We start from the raw sequence: 17,227 nt of genomic DNA, 5'->3' as shown, positions 1-17,227 counted from the left end.
CGCTCCCCCCACCCCCCCCCCCACCCCCAGTTAAACAACACTCTCCCCCCCCCCCCCCCTCTCCCCACCCCCCCGGCTGCGCGGCGGGCGTCTCCCTCCCGCCCGCCCGGTACCCCGTGGTCCATGGGTGCCGTAGGGGCAGGGCCGCTGCTTCGTGGTTCCGGGGAGGCGGGTGGGTGGGAGAGGGGGCGCCGCGGAGCGGTGGTTCAGGGCCGTCCGAGGCTCAGGAGCCAGCCGTCGTGAGGGCGGCCGACAGCTCCACGGCCACCTGCTGGAGCACCGGCACGATCTTCTCCGTGGCCGCCTCGGTGACCCGCCCCGCGGGGCCGGAGATCGAGATGGCCGCCGCCGTCGGCGAGTCCGGCACCGGCACGGCGAGGCACCGTACGCCGATCTCCTGCTCGTTGTCGTCGACCGCGTACCCCGCGCGGCGGACCTCCTCCAGCGCGTCGAGGAACCCCTGCGGCGTGGTGATCGTCTTCTCCGTGGCCGCGGGCATCCCGGTGCGCGCGAGCAGCGCCCGCACCTCCTCGGGGGGCGTGTGGGCGAGGAGTGCCTTGCCGACGCCCGTGGAGTGCGGCAGGACCCGCCGGCCGACCTCGGTGAACATCCGCATGGAGTGCTTGGACGGCACCTGCGCCACGTACACGATCTCGTCGCCGTCGAGCAGCGCCATGTTCGCCGTCTCGCCGGTCTCCTCGACGAGGCGGGCGAGGTAGGGCCGGGCCCAGGTGCCGAGCAGCCGGGAGGCGGACTCGCCGAGCCGGATCAGGCGCGGGCCGAGGGAGTAGCGGCGGTTGGCCTGCTGGCGTACGTAGCCGCAGGCGACCAGCGTGCGCATCAGGCGGTGGATCGTCGGCAGCGGGAGGCCGCTGCTGGCGGAGAGCTCGCTGAGACCGACCTCGCCCCCGGCGTCCGCCATCCGCTCAAGGAGATCGAAGGCGCGCTCTAGGGACTGGACGCCACCGCTCGCGGCGGGGGGCTTTGAGGCGGCGACTTCAGCAAGGGCGTCGTTGGCGCTTGACGTCGGCACGGCGCGTTCCTTTCGGTGCTGGCGGGCAAGGAAGCAGCCTACCGGGCGGTTCCTCGCCGGGGCTCGGGCGCGCTCTCGCGCCGTCGCCGGTCGGGTCGCCTTTGTCCGCGTCTCCATGGGGTTGTCCAAGGAGCCTTCGGCGCCGTCGTTGTGCGTAGCTACGTTTTGGTGAGCGGAATCATATTTCCACCTTGTGGAAAAGTCCAGTGCCGATTTCCGGCGCCCCGCCGGCCGCCCTCGGGCCCGCATCCGACCCTTGACGCCACGAGAGCGAGCGTGAAAACTTCTTCAACAGAACGTTGAATTCCGTTAAGCGGAAACACAAGGTCTGTGTAGCGGAACAGAAGAGACGAAGAGAGGGGACACGGGTGTCCGAACGAGACGTCGACGCCGTCGCGAGTGCCGGGAACGGCGAGGCGGAGCTGGTGCTGCGCTCCACACGTGTCGTCACCCCGGAGGGGACCCGGGCCGCCTCGGTCGCCGTCTCCGGCGGGAAGATCGCGGCCGTCGCCGCGTACGACGCCCCCGTGCCGGACGGCGCGCGTCTGGAGGACCTCGGCGACGACGTCCTGCTGCCCGGCCTCGTCGACACGCACGTCCACGTGAACGACCCCGGCCGCACGGAGTGGGAGGGCTTCTGGACCGCCACCCGCGCCGCGGCCGCCGGCGGCATCACCACGCTCGTCGACATGCCGCTCAACTCCCTGCCGCCGACCACGACGGTCGACAACCTGCGCACCAAGCAGGAGGTCGCCAGGCCCAAGGCGCACATCGACGTCGGCTTCTGGGGCGGAGCCCTCCCCGACAACGTCCAGGACCTCAAGCCGCTGCACGACGCGGGTGTGTACGGCTTCAAGTGCTTCCTCTCGCCCTCCGGCGTCGAGGAGTTCCCCGAGCTGAACCAGGACCAGCTCACCGCCTCCATGGCCGAGATCACCGGGTTCGGCGGGCTCCTGATCGTGCACGCCGAGGACCCGCACGAGCTGGACGCCGCCCCGCACAAGAGCGGCCCCAAGTACGCGGACTACCTCCAGACCCGGCCGCGGGTCTCCGAGAACACCGCGATCGAGGGGCTCGTCGCGGTCGCCAAGCGGATCGGCGCGCGGGTGCACGTCCTGCACCTGTCCTCCTCCGACGCGCTCCCGCTCATCGCCGCCGCCAAGCGCGAGGGCGTCAGGCTGACCGTCGAGACCTGCCCGCACTACCTGACCCTGACCGCCGAGGAAGTCCCCGACGGCGCCAGCGAGTTCAAGTGCTGCCCGCCCATCAGGGAGGCGGACAACCAGGACCTGCTCTGGGCGGCGCTGGCCGACGGCACCATCGACTGCGTCGTCACCGACCACTCGCCCTCCACCGCCGACCTGAAGACCGACGACTTCGCCACCGCCTGGGGCGGCATCTCCGGACTCCAGCTCAGCCTGCCCGCCGTCTGGACCGAGGCCAGGAAGCGCGGGCACACCCTTGAGGACGTGGTGCGGTGGATGTCCACCCGCACCGCGGAACTGGTCGGACTCGACCAGAAGGGCGCCATCGAGGCCGGCCGCGACGCCGACTTCGCGGTCCTCGCGCCCGACGAGACCTTCACCGTCGACCCCGCGGAGCTCCAGCACAGGAACCGGGTCACGGCGTACGCGGGCAAGACCCTCAGCGGCGTCGTGAAGTCCACCTGGCTGCGCGGCGAACGCATCCTGCACGGCGGCGAGTTCACCGAACCCGCAGGCCGACTTCTGGAAAGGAAGAACTGACACCGTGACGGCGCAGAACACCCCTACCCCCGCCACCTTCACCGGCGACGCGAGCCCCTACGGCGGCGGCGAGCCCTACGCCGACTACCGCACGGCCGACTTCCCCTTCACCCAGTACGCCAACCTCGCCGACCGGCAGCTCGGGGCCGGTGTGATCGCCGCCAACGACGAGTTCTTCGCGATGCGCGAGAACCTGCTGCTCCCGCACGCCGCCGTGTTCGACCCCGAGCACTTCGGCCACAAGGGCAAGGTCATGGACGGGTGGGAGACCCGCCGCAGGCGCGGTGTCTCGGGCGAACACCCGTGGCCCACCGAGGACGACCACGACTGGGCGCTCGTACGGCTCGGCGCGCCCGGCGTCGTACGCGGCATCGTCGTCGACACCGCCCACTTCCGCGGCAACTACCCGCAGGCCGTCTCCGTGGAGGGCACCAGCGTCGACGGCTCGCCGACGCCCGAGGAGCTGTGCGGCGACGACGTGAAGTGGACGACCCTCGTCCCGCGCACCCCGGTCGGCGGACACGCCGCCAACGGCTTCGCCGTCGACGTCGAGCAGCGCTTCACGCACCTGCGCGTCAACCAGCACCCGGACGGCGGCATCGCCCGCCTCCGCGTCTACGGCGAGGTCGTCGCCGACCCCGCGTGGCTCGCCGCGCTCGGCACGTTCGACGTCGTCGCCCTGGAGAACGGCGGCCAGGTCGAGGACGCCTCCGACCGCTTCTACTCCCCGGCCACCAACACCATCCAGCCGGGCCGCTCCCGCAAGATGGACGACGGCTGGGAGACCCGCCGCCGCCGCGACGACGGCCACGACTGGATTCGCTACCAGCTGGTGCAGCAGTCCGAGATCCGGGCCGTCGAGATCGACACCGCCTACCTCAAGGGCAACTCCGCCGGCTGGGCCGCCCTCTCCATACGTGACGGCGAGTCGGGGGAGTGGGTCGAGGCCCTGCCGCGCACGCGGCTCCAGCCCGACACCAACCACCGCTTCGTCCTGGACACGCCGGCCGTCGGTACGCACGCCCGTATCGACATCTTCCCGGACGGCGGCATCTCCCGTCTGCGCCTGTTCGGTTCGCTGACCGAGCAGGGCGCGGCCGGCCTCGCCGCCCGCCACCGGGAGCTGGGCGGCTGACCGGCGCCCTCCCCGAACGCGGGGCGCACCGGGTGGACAGCCCCGGTGCGCCCCGCACTCATGACCGGACGCCCCGCCGGGGACGCGTCAGGCGGCGTGGCCGCCGTCCACCGACAGCTCGGTGCCGGTGACGTACGCGGCGTCGTCCCCGGCGAGATAGCCGACCAGCGACGCCACCTCGTCGGCGGAGCCGAAGCGGCCGAGGGCCGTCATGGCGCTCTGCCCCTCGGCGAAGGGGCCGCCCGCCGGGTTCATGTCGGTGTCGATGGGACCCGGCTGGACGAGGTTCGCCGTGATCCTGCGGCCGCCCAACTCCCGTGCCAGCGCCTTGTTCAGGCCGACCAGCGCGGCCTTGCTCGTCGCGTAGAGCGTGCCGCCGGGGCCGGGGACGCGCTGGGCCATGCAGCTGCCGATGGTGATGATCCGGCCGCCGTCGCGGAGCCGGGCGGCGGCGGTCTGCGAGGCCAGGAAGACCCCGCGTACGTTGACGGCGAGGACCCGGTCGAGGTCCGCGAGCGTCAGGTCGCCGAGGGGGCCGAGCACCCCGATGCCCGCGTTGTTCACCAGGATGTCCAGGCCGCCGAGGTCGTCGGCGGCGCGGTCCACCGCGCCCGCGGCGTCGCCGGCGTCCGCCGCGTCCGCCCTGATGGCGAGGGCGCGCTGCCCCATGGCCCGGATCTTGGCGACGACCTCGTCCGCCGCGCTCTCGTTCTGTACGTAGGTGATCGCCACGTCCGCGCCCTCCTGGGCCAGGCGCAGCGCGATCGCCGCGCCCATGCCGCGGCTGCCGCCGGTCACCAGGGCGGTCCTGCCGATGAGAGAAGACATGTCCGTACCTCTTTCACATGCTGTCGTTACGCGTGACTTCTGCCGTTCTGGGGCGAGAAGTGCTTGTGCGCTCAATGAAAGACGTCCGGGCGGGCCGGGGCTGGCGGTAAATGGACACCGAACTGGCCGGCCGGGAGACCGAGCGCCCGGCCGGCCGGGGGAGACCGCGGGGGGCGGGGGAGAGTGGTGAAGGTCCGTGAACTAGCGGCGAATTTCCCGGACTTGGCGTTGACACGCCAACCTCTACGCGCGTCACACTGGCCCCATGCGAATCCCCCCACGAATCCTCGGCGCATCCGCCCTCGCCGCCGCCCTCCTCATCGGCGGCCCCGTCACGGCCACCGCGGGCGCGGCCCCGGCCGCCCCGGTGGCCCACTCCGCCCCGGCCCCGTACTCCGCCGCCGCGGTCGGCGACATCTGTCTCTCCGCGCTGCCCTCCGAGGCGCACGACACCCTCGACCTGATCGCGGCGGGCGGCCCCTACCCGTTCCCGCAGGACGGCACCGTCTTCCAGAACCGCGAGGGCGAGCTGCCGCGGCAGGGCTCCGGCTACTACCACGAGTACACGGTCGTCACGCCGGGCTCCGACGACCGCGGGGCCCGCCGCATCGTCACCGGTGAGAAGAGCCAGGAGGACTACTACACCGCCGACCACTACGCGTCCTTCGACCTGGTCGACCACGGCTGCTGAGGGTCCGAGCCGGCACCCCGGCCGACCACCCTGGCCCCGTCCGCCGGGGCCCGGGTCAGCGCCTGCCGCGGCTCTCGGCGACGGCGAACAGCGCGCAGGCGAGGACGGTCAGCGTGACGCTCGCGTAGACCTCGTAGCCGTCGAGGAACCGCAGGCGCGCCACGACGCCCCAGCCGTCGAGGCGGCCGGTCAGCTCGTGCACCAGACCGGCCGCGCCCTGGAGCAGCAGAACGACGCCCACGCATTCAAGAAGCCGCTTCATCCCGTGATCCTCGCCCCGCCCCCCTCCCGCGCACATCCACCGGAGGGCGAGGGTCCGCCGCGCGGTCCGGGCCGAAAGTCGCGGACCGGGGTGACTTTCGTAGCCGATCACAGGCACGGGACGCCGTGCGCCGTCCGCGGTGCGTAGATTGCCGACCATGAGCGGTACCGAACCCCCGCGGCGATCCGAGTCCGTGGCCGACCACCCCCAGCCCCTGGCCAGGAGTCCGTGGACGCTGCCCTCCGCACTCGCCAGGGAGTTCGATCCCAGCCGTGCGGGACGCAAGCAGCGGCGGACCGTGCGCGACTGGGTCGTCGACTTCTCCTGCTTCCTCGTCGCCGTCGTCATCGGCATGGTGGGCGCCGACGCCGTCGGGCAGAACCCGCATGTCTCGCCGGGTGTCGCCACGTTCGACCAGGTGATCGGGGCGCTCGCCTGCGCCGCGGTCTGGCTGCGCAGGCGCTGGCCCGTCGGCCTCGCCATCGCGATGGTGCCGGTCACGGTCATCTCCGACACGGCGGGCGGCGCGGCGACCATCGCCCTCTTCACCCTCGCCGTGCACCGGCCCTTCCGCTACGTGGCCTGGATCGGCACCGCCTCGCTCGTGGCGGTGCCCCTCACCTTCTGGCTGCGCCCCGACGCCGAGCTGCCCTACCTCGCGGCCATCGCCTTCGGCGTCCTGCTGATGGCGACCGTGATCGGCTGGGGGATGTTCGTGCGCTCCCGCCGCGAGCTGCTGCTCAGCCTGCGCGACCGCGCCGTCCGCGCGGAGAACGAGGCCGCCCTCCGGGCCGAACAGGCCCAGCGCCTGGCCCGCGAGGCCATCGCCCGCGAGATGCACGACGTGCTCGCCCACCGCCTGACCCTGCTCAGCGTGCACGCGGGCGCCCTGGAGTTCCGCCCCGACGCGCCGCGCGAGGAGATCGTCCGCGCGGCGGGCGTCATCCGGGAGAGCTCCCACGAGGCGCTGCAGGACCTGCGGCAGGTCATCGGCGTCCTGCGCGGCGGTGACACGGACGCGTCCGGCAGGCCCCAGCCCACGCTCGCCGCCCTCGGCGCCCTGATCGCCGAGTGCCGCGAGGCGGGCATGAAGGTCACCCTGGACAGCCGCGTCACCGACCCGGAGGCCGTGCCCGCCGCCCTCGGGCGCACCGCCTACCGCATCGCGCAGGAGGCCCTGACCAACGCCCGCAAGCACGCCCCCGGCGCCGAGGTGACCGTCACCGTCTCCGGGCGGGCCGGCGAGGGGCTGACCATGACCGTCGCCAACCCCGCGCCGCCCGGCGACGTGCCGAAGGTGCCGGGCTCGGGACAGGGCCTGATCGGGCTCACCGAACGGGCCTCGCTCGCGGGCGGCACCCTCGCCCACGGACCGGGGCCCGACGGCGGCTTCCGCCTGGACGCCTGGCTACCGTGGGCGTCATGAAACCGATCAGGCTGCTGCTCGTCGACGACGATCCGCTGGTGCGCGCGGGGCTCTCCTTCATGCTCGGCGGCGCGGACGGCATCGAGATCGTCGGTGAGGCGGGCGACGGCAGCGAGGTCGCGCCACGCGTCGGCGAACTCCGCCCCGACGTGGTCCTGATGGACATCCGCATGCCCACGATGGACGGCCTCGCCGCCACGGAGGCGCTGCGCAAGCGCCCCGACGCGCCCGAGGTCATCGTGCTCACCACCTTCCACGCCGACGAACAGGTCCTGCGGGCGCTGCGGGCGGGCGCGGCCGGCTTCGTCCTGAAGGACACCGCCCCGGCGGAGATCGTCGCGGCGGTCCGTGCCGTCGCCGCGGGCGAGCCGGTGCTCTCGCCGACGGTGACGCAGCAGCTCATCAGCCGGGTGACGGGCGCCGACCCGCAGCTCGACCGCAGGCGGCGGGCGCTGGCCCGGCTCGACGCCCTCGGGGAGCGGGAGCGCGAGGTCGCCGTCGCGGTGGGCCGCGGCGGCTCGAACGCGGACATCGCGGCGGAGCTGTTCCTGAGCGTGGCCACGGTGAAGGCGCACGTCTCCCGCGTCCTGACCAAGCTGGACCTCAACAACCGCGTGCAGATCGCCCTGCTGGTGCATGACGCGGGGCTGCTGGACCAGGACCTCTGAGGCTCGGCCCCGCCCCGCGCGCCGCGGGGTGACGGCGTCGCTCCGGGCGCCGTTCGTCACCGGCACCGCCGTGTCCGCCCGCACAGGCCGGACGGGCTCGGCACTTTCGCCGGACCGGCTCAAACGGCGGTGGTAGTAGTCGTGCATGACTGAGACCCAGCCGGAGCCGCGCCCCGAGCCGCGACCCGAACCCATCGACCTCGCCATGGCCAGGAAGGTCCTGGAAGCGCAGCCGTTCAGCCGGCTCGTGCGGGCCCGCATCACCCGCTTCGGGGAGGGCGCGGCCACCCTGGAGATCGGTGCCCGCGAGGAACTCCAGCAGCAGAACGGCTTCCTGCACGGCGGCGTCCTCGCCTACGCGGCCGACAACTCCATCACCTTCGCCGCGGGCACCACACTCGGGCCCGCGGTGCTGACCTCCGGGTTCTCCATCCAGTACGTCCGCCCCGCGACCGGCACGAAGCTCGTGGCCCGCGCGGTCGTCGCCCATACCGGGCGGCGGCAGGCCACGGTGCGCTGTGAGCTGTTCTCCGTGAGCGGCACGGGAGGCACGGGCGGGGACGACACCGAGACGCTGTGCGCCATCGCGCAGGGCACGGTGCTGTCCACCGCCTGACCGGCGGGGGAGGTGCGCTCAGCCGCCGGGGATCTCCGTCATCCGCACCGGCCGCCGCTCGCGCCGCGACCGTTCGCACGCCTCGGCGATCCGGAGCGCGTGCAGCGCCTCGCGGCCGTCGCAGGGGTTGGTCCGCTCGCCCCGGACGACCTCGACGAACGCGGCGAGTTCCGCCTCGTACGCCGGGGCGAAGCGTTCGAGGAAGCCGGGCCAGGGCTTGTCCGGCGCGGCGGGGCCCGCCGGTTCCGCCGACGTCAGGGGCGTGCGGTCGTCGAGGCCCACCGCCAGCTGGTCGTTCTCGCCCGCCAGCTCCATGCGGACGTCGTAGCCCGCGCCGTTGCAGCGCGTCGCCGTCGCGGTGGCGAGCGTGCCGTCGTCGAGGGTGAGCAGCGCCGCGGCGGTGTCGACGTCGCCCGCCTCGCGGAACATCGCGGGGCCCGCGTCCGAGCCGCTCGCGTACACCTCCGTGACCTCGCGGCCCGTCACCCACCGCAGGACGTCGAAGTCGTGCACGAGGCAGTCGCGGTAGAGGCCGCCGGAGAGCGGCAGGTACGCGGGCGGGGGCGGCGCCGGGTCCGAGGTGATCGCCCGTACGGTGTGCAGCCGGCCGAGGCGGCCCGCCCGCACCGCCTCGCGCGCCGCCGCGTACCCCGCGTCGAAGCGCCGCTGGAAGCCGAGCTGCAGCACCGTCCCCGCGGCCTCGACCTCGCCGAGCGCGGCCAGCGTGCCCGGCAGGTCGAGCGCGATGGGCTTCTCGCAGAACGCCGGGAGGCCGGCGCGGGCCGCGGCGCCGATGAGACCGGCGTGCGCGGCGGTCGCCGCGGTGATCACCACGGCGTCCACCCCGATGGTGAGGACGTCGTCCACCGAGGGCGCGGAGACCGCCCCGGTCCGTGCCGCGAGGCCGGCCGCCCGCACCGGGTCGGCGTCGGCGACGACCAGGGACGTCACGTCGGGGTGACGGCTCAGGGCCGCCGCGTGGAAGGTGCCGATACGGCCTGTTCCGATCAGTCCGATGCGCATGGAACCAGCCTCACCGCGCCCCGCCCGCCCTGTCAATCATTTGTCCGGACAACAGAACCTCATAACTTCCCGTCATCTTCTCTTCGGGCTACGCTCGCCCCGTGTCCAAACCACTCGCCAACGCAGCGCAGGGCAAGCAGGACGGGCAGGGCGGCCAGGACCGGCAGTCCAGGGACCCCGCCGTGGCCCTGGGGCTCGGCGTCGACCGCAGCAGCCCGGTCCCGCTCTACTTCCAGCTCGCCCAGCAGCTGGAGGCGGCGATCGAGCGGGGCGCGCTGACCCCCGGCAGTCTCCTGGGCAACGAGATCGAGCTCGCCGGGCGCCTCGGGCTCTCCCGGCCCACCGTCCGCCAGGCCATCCAGTCACTCGTCGACAAGGGGCTGCTCGTACGGCGCAGGGGCGTCGGTACGCAGGTGGTGCACAGCCAGGTCAAGCGGCCCCTTGAGCTGAGCAGCCTCTACGACGACCTGGAGGCCGCGGGCCAGCGCCCCGGGACCCGCGTCCTGCGCAACACCGTCGGGCCCGCGTCCGCCGAGGTCGCCGCCGCGCTCGGTGTCGCCGAGGGGGAGGAGGTGCACCACGTCGAGCGGCTGCGCCTGGCCCACGGGGAGCCCATGGCCTTCCTGACCAACCACATCCCCGCCGGGCTCCTCGACCTCGACACCGCCCGCCTGGAGGCCACCGGCCTCTACCGCCTGATGCGCGCCGCCGGGCTCACCCTGCACAGCGCCCGCCAGTCCGTCGGGGCCCGCGCAGCGGCCGCGGGCGAGGCCGAGCGCCTCGCCGAGCCCGAGGGGGCGCCGCTGCTCACGATGCGGCGCACGACCTTCGACGACACGGGGCGGGCGGTCGAGTTCGGGGCGCACGTCTACCGGGCCTCGCGGTACTCCTTCGAGTTCCAGCTCCTCGTACGGCCGTAGGGCGGCCGGAGGTCCCAAGTCGCTCACGGTCGTCAGAATGTTCTGACAAAGCCATTGACGCTGCCGCGCGCCCGCCGCTAGAACTCCCCCAGCCGCATCCGGGCGGCCGGGGAGAAGAGGTGGTCCCATGCGTACAGCCCGTGTAGCCCGCCGTACCCGTACCCGTACCCGTACCCGTACGGCCGCGGCCCTCGTCGCGGTGGTCGCCCTCGCGGGGTGCAGCGGCTCCGGCGGCAAGGACGACGAGGACGGCCCGGGGGACGGCGGAGGCGGCGGCAAGGGCGTGGGCACGCCCCGCCTCAAGATCGCGATGGTCACGCACTCCGGCGAGGGCGACACCTTCTGGGACATCGTCCGCAGCGGCGCCAAGCAGGCCGCCCGCAAGGACAACGTCGACTTCCTCTACGCCAACGACAAGGAGGCCAAGGGCCAGGCCGAGCTGGTCCAGTCGTTCGTGGACAAGAAGGTCGACGGGCTCATCGTCACCCTGGCCAAGCCCGAGGCGATGAAGTCCGTCCTCGGCAAGGCGAGGGCCGCCGGGATACCGGTGGTCACGATCAACTCCGGGGGCGAGTTCTCCGAGGAGTTCGGCGCCCTGAGCCACATCGGCCAGGACGAGTCCGTGGCCGGCGAGGCCGTCGGCGACGAGCTCGACACGCGCGGGAAGAAGAAAGTGCTCTGCGTCATCCACGAACAGGGCAACGTCTCGCTCGAACAGCGCTGCGCCGGGGTGGAGAAGACCTTCGGCGGGTCGGTCGAGAACCTGAACGTCGAGGGCACCAACGCGCCCGGCGCCCAGTCCTCCATCAGTGCGAAGCTCCAGGCCACCGAGGACATCGACGCCGTCGTCACGCTCGGCGCGCCGATCGCCGCCCTCTCGGTGAAGGCCAGGGAGGACGCCGGGAGCGAGGCGGAGGTCGACACCTTCGACCTGAACGCCGAGGTCGTCAAGCGGCTCAAGGCCAAGGAGGTCGGCTTCGCCGTCGACCAGCAGCCCTACCTCCAGGGCTACCTCGCCGTCGACGAACTGTGGCTGTACGAGACCAACGCCAACGTCCTGGGCGGCGGCGAACCCGTCCTCACGGGACCCGCGATCGTCACCGGGAAGGACGTGCCGAAGCTGGAGAAGTACACGGCCCGCGGTACCCGATGAACACATGCCTGATCCGCGTGGTCGATACTTGGGCGGCCGGGGCCGAGGATCGGGACCGGCCGCACCGAGGAGCAGAACAAGAAGGGCACGGCGTCGTGGCAAGGGTTCGGACAGGGGTACGCGCGGTGGGCGCCGTGCTGGTGGCGGTGCTCGGAGTGTCCCTCGTGGGATGCAGCAGCACGGGCGGCAAGCGCGCCGAGGAGGCGCGCAAGGCGTCGAAGGACCGGGGAAAGGCGGCGGTGTCCACCCCGCGCTGGACCTTCGGCATGGTGACGCACTCGGGTGACGGCGACACGTTCTGGGACATCGTGCAGGAGGGCGCCGAGGAGGCGGCCCGCAAGGACAACATCAACTTCTTGTACGCCCACGACGACGAGGCGCAGCAGCAGGCCCAGCTCGTGGACTCCTACATCGACAAGAAGGTCGACGCGATCATCGTCACCCTGGCCAAGCCGGACGCGATGAAGGGAGCCCTGGCCCGCGCGAAGAAGGCCGGCATCCCCGTGGTCACCGTGAACTCCGGCTCCGCCGAGTCCAAGAAGTTCGGGGCGCTCACGCACATCGGCCAGGACGAGACGATCGCGGGCGAGGCCGTCGGCAAGGAGCTGAACGAGCGCGGCAAGAAGAAGGCGCTGTGCATCCTGCACGAGCAGGGCAACGTCGGCCACGAGCAGCGCTGTGACGGCGCCAAGAAGACCTTCGACGGCACGATGCGGAACCTCTACGTGACCGGCACCAACATGCCCGACGTGCAGTCCTCCATCGAGGCCCGCCTCCAGACCGACAAGTCGATCGACGCGGTCGTCACGCTCGGCGCGCCCTTCGCGGACGCGGCGGTCAAGGCCAGGGAGGGCGCGGGCACGGAGACGGAGGTCGACACCTTCGACCTGAACGAGAAGGTCGCCGCGGGCCTGAAGTCCGGCGATCTCGGCTTCGCCGTCGACCAGCAGCCCTTCCTCCAGGGCTACGAGGCCGTGGACCTGCTCTGGCTGTACAAGTACAACGCCGACGTGCTCGGCGGCGGCAAGCCGGTCCTGACCGGCCCGCAGATCGTCACCAAGGAGCAGGCCGGCGAGCTTGAGGACTACGCGAAGCGAGGGACCCGATGACCGCCACGGCCCCGGCGCCGGCTCCGGAGGGCAAGAGCGACGAGCGCCTCGTCAAGACCTCTCCCCTGAAGAAGCTGATGGGCCGCCCCGAGCTGGGCTCGGTCGTCGGCGCCGTCGCCGTCTTCATCTTCTTCTCGATCATCGCGGACAGCTTCCTGCAGGCCAGCAGCCTCGCCACGGTCCTGTACGCGGCCTCCACGCTCGGCATCATGGCGGTGCCGGTCGCGCTGCTCATGATCGGCGGCGAGTTCGACCTGTCGGCCGGTGTCCTGGTGACGACGTCGGCGCTCGTCTCGTCGATGTTCAGCTACCAGATGACGGCGAACGTCTGGGTGGGCGTCGGCGTCTCGCTCCTGGTCACCCTCGCCATCGGCGTCTTCAACGGCGTCATGCTGACCCGCACGGACCCGCCGAGCTTCATCATCACGCTCGGCACGTTCCTGATGCTGACCGGCATGAACCTCGGCTTCACCAAGCTGATCAGCGGCACGGTCTCCACCAAGTCGATCGGCGACATGGAGGGCTTCGAGTCCGCCAAGGCCGTCTTCGCCTCGACGATCTCCGTCGGCGGCGTCGACTTCAAGATCACCATCGTGTGGTGGCTCGCCCTGATCGCCCTCGCCACCTGGATTCTGCTGCGCACCCGCGTCGGCAACTGGATCTTCGCGGTCGGCGGCGGCGAGGACGCGGCCCGCGCGGTCGGCGTCCCGGTGGCCGCGACCAAGATCGGCCTGTACATGGGCGTCGCCTTCGGCGCCTGGGTCTCCGGACAGCACCTGCTCCTGTCGTACGACACCGTCCAGTCCGGCGAGGGCGTCGGCAACGAGCTGATCTACATCGTCGCGGCGGTCATCGGCGGCTGCCTGATCACCGGCGGCTACGGCTCCGCGGTCGGCGCGGCCGTGGGCGCGCTGATCTTCGGCATGGTCAGCAAGGGCATCGTGTTCGCCGAGTGGAACTCCGACTGGTTCAAGTTCTTCCTCGGCGTGATGCTGCTCCTGGCCACCCTGCTCAACCACTGGGTCCGCAAGCGCGCGGAGGCGACGAAATGACCGACGTGACGGACGAGGCTCCGCCGGCTCCCGGGCGCACGCCGCTCGTCGAGCTGGACGACGTCAGCAAGTACTACGGCAACATCCGGGCCCTCGAAGGCGTGTCCCTGGAGGTCCACGCGGGGGAGATCTCCTGCGTGCTCGGCGACAACGGCGCGGGCAAGTCCACCCTCATCAAGATCATCGCGGGGCTGCACCAGCACGATGCCGGCTCGCTGCGGATCGAGGGCGAGGACACCCGGCTGGGCTCCCCGCGCGAGGCCCTGGACCTGGGCATCGCCACGGTCTACCAGGACCTCGCCGTCGTCCCGTTGATGCCGGTCTGGCGGAACTTCTTCCTCGGCTCCGAGCCGACGAAGGGGGCGGGGCCCTTCAAGCGCATGGACGTGGACCTCATGCGCGAGACGACCCGCGCGGAGCTGCTGCGCATGGGCATCGACCTGCGGGACGTGGACCAGCCGATCGGCACGCTCTCGGGCGGCGAGCGCCAGTGCGTGGCCATCGCCCGCGCCGTCCACTTCGGCGCGAAGGTCCTCGTCCTCGACGAGCCGACCGCGGCGCTCGGCGTGAAGCAGTCGGGCGTGGTGCTGAAGTACGTGGCCGCGGCGCGGGACGCGGGCCTCGGCGTGGTCCTCATCACGCACAACCCGCACCACGCGTACCTGGTCGGCAACCGCTTCGTCCTGTTGAAGCGGGGCGCGATGTCCGGCAGCTACGCGCGCGACGAGGTGACCCTCGACGAGCTGACCCGCCAGATGGCGGGCGGCTCGGAACTGGACGACCTCCGTCACGAGCTGGAAAGGGCCCCGTAGGGGCCCGTCAGGGGCGCGGGGAACTGCGCGCTCAGCCGGAGAAGACCCGCGGACGCGTCTGCCGATGACCGCGCAGACGCGTCTGCGGCATGTTCGTGGCCGGCCGCGCAGTTCCCCGCGCCCCTACGGGGCACCGCGGGGTGCCCGTTGTGCGCGCCCCCGCGAGCGTGAGGCAGAATCGCCGCAATGAGCACCTACCGCGACCTAGCGCACCGCGGCTCCGCACGAGCCACCGTCCTGCGGACCGTAGGCACGCGTGAACGCCGTTCCCATCTGACGGCGCCCCGCGTCAACACCGTCGGCATCGACATCGGCGGCACCAAGGTGATGGCGGGCGTCGTCGACCCCGACGGCAACATCCTGGAGACGCTCCGCACGGAGACACCGGACAAGTCCAAGAGCCCCCGGGTCGTCGAGGACACCATCATCGAGCTGGTCCTCGACCTCTCCGACCGCCACGACGTGCACGCGGTCGGCATCGGCGCGGCGGGCTGGGTGGACGCGGACCGCAACCGCGTCCTGTTCGCCCCCCACCTCTCCTGGCGCAACGAACCGCTCCGCGACCGCATCTCCGGCCGCCTCGCGGTCCCCGTCATGGTGGACAACGACGCGAACACCGCCGCCTGGGCGGAGTGGCGCTTCGGCGCGGGCCGCGGCGAGGACCATCTCGTCATGATCACCCTCGGCACCGGCATCGGCGGCGCGATCCTGGAGGACGGCCAGGTCAAGCGCGGCAAGTTCGGCGTGGCCGGCGAGTTCGGCCACATGCAGGTCGTCCCCGGCGGCCACCGCTGCCCGTGCGGCAACCGCGGCTGCTGGGAGCAGTACAGCTCGGGCAACGCGCTGGTCCGCGAGGCCCGCGAACTGGCCGCCGCCGACTCCCCGGTGGCGTACGAGATCATCGAACGCGTCAAGGGCAACGTCCCCGACATCACCGGACCGCTCATCACCGAGCTGGCCCGCGAGGGCGACGCGATGTGCGTGGAGCTGCTCCAGGACATCGGCCAGTGGCTGGGGGTCGGCATCGCCAACCTCGCGGCGGCCCTCGACCCGTCCTGCTTCGTGATCGGCGGCGGGGTCTCGGCCGCCGACGACCTCCTGATCGGCCCCGCCCGCGACGCCTTCCGCCGCCACCTCACCGGCCGCGGCTACCGCCCCGAGGCCCGTATCGCCCGCGCCCAGCTCGGCCCCGAGGCCGGCATGGTCGGCGCCGCGGACCTGGCCCGCCTGGTCGCCCGCCGCTTCCGCCGCGCCAACCGCCGCCGCGTCGAGCGCTACGAACGGTACGAGCGCTACGCCGAGGCCCGCAGCTCCGACGACCGCACCTCCCAGGGAACCCTGTAGATGACCGTGCCCCGCCAGCCCTCGTCCCCGGACCGCCCCGGCGCCCCCGAGCCGCCGGAGCGTGGCAGGGGCAAGCCCGAGGGCCGCCGCCACATGCTCCGCCGCCGCTGGCTGACGGCCACGATCATCGTGCTCCTGATCGGCATCCCCGCCGGGTACCTGGTGATCTCCGCGAACCAGAGCCGCAACAGCGGACGCGACAAGGAGAACAAGTACTCCGCCACGGGCCTCACCGAGGGCTGGCCGTCCAAGGTGCAGCGCCGCCTCTACGAGGTGCCGGTCCCTCCGTACTCGAAGGAGGTGGCGTACTACGAGACGAACAACTGGCGCACCAGCCGCCTCTACGTCCAGTTCCTCACCAGCAACAAGGGCCTGGACACGTTCCTGCGGCGCATCGGCGCGAGCGGCGGCGACCTCAGGCCGAAGGACATCACCATCAGCAAGCGCGACCGCGAGGTCGTCGGCTGGGAGTTCACGGGCCAGGGCCCCTGGTCGGGCCTGACACACGAACAGAAGAACCCGAAGCCCACCCAGGACGTGGTGGTGGACCGCGCGAACCCGAAGCACCCGATGGTCTACGTGGTCTCGTCCACGACACCCTGAGGGGCCTCGCGGCCTCTTCGCGGGCCGTGGGGACGCACACGTTCGAGCTTGGTCCAGCCGGTCCAGCCCCGCTTCGTCAGCAGCTCGATGAACCGGCGGGACGGCGGCAGCGCCTCGAACACGTACGTGTCCAGGAGCCGGGCGAACGGTGCCTCGATGCCGGTGTCGTCGACGTAGGACTCACCCTGCTCCTCGGCCAACCACGTGATGTAGGAGGCCAGTTCGTCGGCCAGCGCCACCAGTCGCGGGTCGTCGTCGGCGTGGTCGAGTGCTGCGCTCAGGGTGAGGTAGAAGTCGATGATCCGCGGATCGGCGAGCTGCTCCCGTTTGCGTGCCATCCACTCCGGTACCCGCTCGGGGGAGCGGGCCGCCAGCGGGATCCAGCCGTCGCGTTCGACCTGGACGATCCGCTCGTCGACCCCGAGCGCCCGCAGCAGGCCGAGGAACTCGACCACCTCCCGGGGCAGCGCCAGGCTGTCCCCGGCGGCGAGGCGGGCGATCCGCTCGCGGTGCCGCTGCCGCTCACGGATCTCCGCCCGCAGCCGCTCGTCGATGTCCGCGACCGCCGCGGCGAACTGCTCCTCGTCGGCCCGCAACACCTCCCGGACGCGCGCGAGCGGGACCCCGGCCTCGGCGAGCGTCCGAATCCTGACCAGCTCGAACACGGCAGCGGCGTCGTACCGCCGATACCCGGAGTGGTCCCGTTCCGGCTCCGACAGGAGCCCCTTGGCGTGGTAGTGCCGCACCGCGCGCACGGTCACTCCCGCGTACGACGCCAGCTCGCCGATCGTCAGCATCGGACCAGTC

The 17,227-nt window shown here is 72.3% G+C and carries 18 protein-coding genes; 13 read left to right on the top strand and 5 right to left on the bottom strand.

The genetic code is table 11. The features are described 5' to 3' along the window. Positions 1–223: 223 nt before the first annotated feature. Positions 224–1,033: an IclR family transcriptional regulator gene (locus AB0I16_RS23995; protein ID WP_363251560.1), complete on the bottom strand. Its 810-nt coding sequence runs from the start codon at positions 1,031–1,033 to the stop codon at positions 224–226. 368 nt (positions 1,034–1,401) lie between these two features. Between AB0I16_RS23995 and allB the strand changes: the two genes are divergently transcribed. Together allB and alc are read left to right on the top strand one after the other, a co-directional pair. Next, positions 1,402–2,778 (top strand): allantoinase AllB, encoded by a 1,377-nt coding sequence (allB, locus tag AB0I16_RS23990; protein WP_363251559.1) that lies wholly within the window; start codon positions 1,402–1,404, stop codon positions 2,776–2,778. 4 nt (positions 2,779–2,782) lie between these two features. Beyond that, on the top strand, positions 2,783–3,913 hold the full coding sequence (gene alc / locus AB0I16_RS23985; RefSeq protein ID WP_363251558.1) for an allantoicase: 1,131 nt from the start codon (positions 2,783–2,785) through the stop codon (positions 3,911–3,913). An 87-nt stretch (positions 3,914–4,000) separates the two neighbouring features. Here alc and AB0I16_RS23980 read toward each other — a convergent pair whose 3' ends face one another. Beyond that, complete coding sequence (locus AB0I16_RS23980) at positions 4,001–4,741, bottom strand: SDR family oxidoreductase (protein ID WP_363251557.1); 741 nt, start codon at positions 4,739–4,741, stop codon at positions 4,001–4,003. Between the two features lie 265 nt (positions 4,742–5,006). On the opposite strand from AB0I16_RS23980, the gene AB0I16_RS23975 reads away from it, so the two are divergent. Then, entirely contained in the window at positions 5,007–5,432 is a 426-nt protein-coding gene (locus AB0I16_RS23975; protein ID WP_363251556.1) for a ribonuclease, read from the top strand. A 55-nt stretch (positions 5,433–5,487) separates the two neighbouring features. Here the strand turns inward: AB0I16_RS23975 and AB0I16_RS23970 are convergent, their stop codons facing one another. Further along, positions 5,488–5,694 carry a hypothetical protein gene (locus AB0I16_RS23970; protein ID WP_363251555.1) on the bottom strand — a complete coding sequence of 69 codons (207 nt, stop codon included), beginning with the start codon at positions 5,692–5,694 and terminating at the stop codon, positions 5,488–5,490. Positions 5,695–5,851: 157 nt separating this feature from the next. On the opposite strand from AB0I16_RS23970, the gene AB0I16_RS23965 reads away from it, so the two are divergent. The 3 genes from AB0I16_RS23965 (at position 5,852) to AB0I16_RS23955 (ending at position 8,404) form a co-directional block, all read left to right on the top strand. Further along, positions 5,852–7,120, top strand: a complete 1,269-nt coding sequence (locus AB0I16_RS23965) for a histidine kinase (RefSeq protein ID WP_363251554.1) — start codon at positions 5,852–5,854, stop codon at positions 7,118–7,120. Beyond that, positions 7,117–7,788 carry a response regulator transcription factor gene (locus AB0I16_RS23960; RefSeq protein ID WP_363251553.1) on the top strand — a complete coding sequence of 224 codons (672 nt, stop codon included), beginning with the start codon at positions 7,117–7,119 and terminating at the stop codon, positions 7,786–7,788. The genes AB0I16_RS23965 and AB0I16_RS23960 overlap by 4 nt, the downstream gene beginning before the upstream one ends. A 145-nt stretch (positions 7,789–7,933) precedes the next feature. Beyond that, the gene (locus AB0I16_RS23955) at positions 7,934–8,404 is read left to right on the top strand and encodes a PaaI family thioesterase (protein WP_363251552.1); all 471 of its coding nucleotides are present in this window, start codon (positions 7,934–7,936) and stop codon (positions 8,402–8,404) included. Between the two features lie 18 nt (positions 8,405–8,422). Here AB0I16_RS23955 and AB0I16_RS23950 read toward each other — a convergent pair whose 3' ends face one another. Further along, the gene (locus tag AB0I16_RS23950; RefSeq protein WP_363251551.1) at positions 8,423–9,427 is read right to left on the bottom strand and encodes a Gfo/Idh/MocA family oxidoreductase; all 1,005 of its coding nucleotides are present in this window, start codon (positions 9,425–9,427) and stop codon (positions 8,423–8,425) included. A 182-nt stretch (positions 9,428–9,609) separates the two neighbouring features. Here AB0I16_RS23950 and AB0I16_RS23945 point away from each other — a divergent pair, with 182 nt between their 5' ends. The 7 genes from AB0I16_RS23945 to AB0I16_RS23915 all read left to right on the top strand — a co-directional run bounded on the left by AB0I16_RS23945 (position 9,610) and on the right by AB0I16_RS23915 (position 16,420). Further along, positions 9,610–10,347, top strand: a complete 738-nt coding sequence (locus AB0I16_RS23945) for a GntR family transcriptional regulator (RefSeq protein WP_363251569.1) — start codon at positions 9,610–9,612, stop codon at positions 10,345–10,347. A 127-nt stretch (positions 10,348–10,474) separates the two neighbouring features. After that, a complete protein-coding gene (locus tag AB0I16_RS23940) occupies positions 10,475–11,500 on the top strand; it encodes a sugar ABC transporter substrate-binding protein (RefSeq protein ID WP_363251550.1) in 1,026 nt (341 codons plus the stop codon). A 95-nt stretch (positions 11,501–11,595) separates the two neighbouring features. Next, on the top strand, positions 11,596–12,609 hold the full coding sequence (locus AB0I16_RS23935) for a sugar ABC transporter substrate-binding protein (RefSeq protein ID WP_363251549.1): 1,014 nt from the start codon (positions 11,596–11,598) through the stop codon (positions 12,607–12,609). Continuing rightward, positions 12,606–13,661 (top strand): ABC transporter permease, encoded by a 1,056-nt coding sequence (locus AB0I16_RS23930; protein ID WP_363251548.1) that lies wholly within the window; start codon positions 12,606–12,608, stop codon positions 13,659–13,661. Before AB0I16_RS23935 ends, AB0I16_RS23930 begins: the two co-directional genes overlap by 4 nt. Then, the gene (locus tag AB0I16_RS23925; RefSeq protein ID WP_363251547.1) at positions 13,658–14,473 is read left to right on the top strand and encodes an ATP-binding cassette domain-containing protein; all 816 of its coding nucleotides are present in this window, start codon (positions 13,658–13,660) and stop codon (positions 14,471–14,473) included. Before AB0I16_RS23930 ends, AB0I16_RS23925 begins: the two co-directional genes overlap by 4 nt. A 186-nt stretch (positions 14,474–14,659) precedes the next feature. Beyond that, a complete protein-coding gene (locus tag AB0I16_RS23920) occupies positions 14,660–15,817 on the top strand; it encodes an ROK family glucokinase (protein ID WP_363251546.1) in 1,158 nt (385 codons plus the stop codon). Further along, a complete protein-coding gene (locus AB0I16_RS23915; protein WP_363251545.1) occupies positions 15,818–16,420 on the top strand; it encodes a sugar kinase in 603 nt (200 codons plus the stop codon). On the opposite strand, the gene AB0I16_RS23910 is transcribed toward AB0I16_RS23915, so the two are convergent. After that, positions 16,393–17,217, bottom strand: a complete 825-nt coding sequence (locus AB0I16_RS23910; RefSeq protein WP_363251544.1) for a MerR family transcriptional regulator — start codon at positions 17,215–17,217, stop codon at positions 16,393–16,395. The two genes, AB0I16_RS23915 and AB0I16_RS23910, sit on opposite strands and share 28 nt — an antisense overlap. Between the last annotated feature and the right edge of the window lie 10 nt (positions 17,218–17,227).

This window comes from Streptomyces sp. NPDC050703, from assembly GCF_040654435.1.
Lineage (GTDB): Bacteria > Actinomycetota > Actinomycetes > Streptomycetales > Streptomycetaceae > Streptomyces.
This window is presented reverse-complemented; position numbering and strand designations above follow the sequence as displayed.